Genomic DNA, 490 nt, shown 5'->3' with positions numbered 1-490 from the left:
ATTCATCTACAGGATTTCAATTGATTTCAATTGTTAGAGACCCAGCTATTGGGATTAAAGCTATGAGCTTTGCTGAAATGAAAGATGTTAAGATTGAATTGAAAGCTTATGAAGATTCTCAATCACTTGCAGGCCCAGCGTTAATACCCAATATTAAGATATATCGTAATGATGATTATGGTGAATACTTTATTGTGTTTAAACCAGACCAAATTAAGAAGATGGTTGAGAGGTTTAATAAAAATGGTACAAATAGGAAAATCAATTTCAATCACGAAGACAAAATGGTTGATGCTTATATCGAGCAACAATGGATTATCAAAGATAAAATGTATGATGGGTCGAGAGCTTATGGATTTACAGACCTACCTGTAGGTACATTCTTCATAATTTGTAAAGTAGAAGATGAAAAGTTCTGGAAAACCTTTGTTAAAGGTGAAGGATTTGATGGATTTAGTGTTCAAGGATATTTTGGTATGGAATTGATTCA

1 protein-coding gene is annotated in these 490 nt (G+C 32.4%); it reads left to right on the top strand.

The window, feature by feature from the left end:
• On the top strand, nt 1–490 hold a 490-nt coding region (locus tag AC3DEV_RS16820), incomplete at both ends, for a hypothetical protein (protein ID WP_488372838.1).

It is taken from the genome of Dietzia sp. IBK-p2-15D (assembly GCF_057773105.1).
Note: the sequence above shows the minus strand (reverse complement) of the source record. Positions and strands in the feature narration are given on the sequence as shown.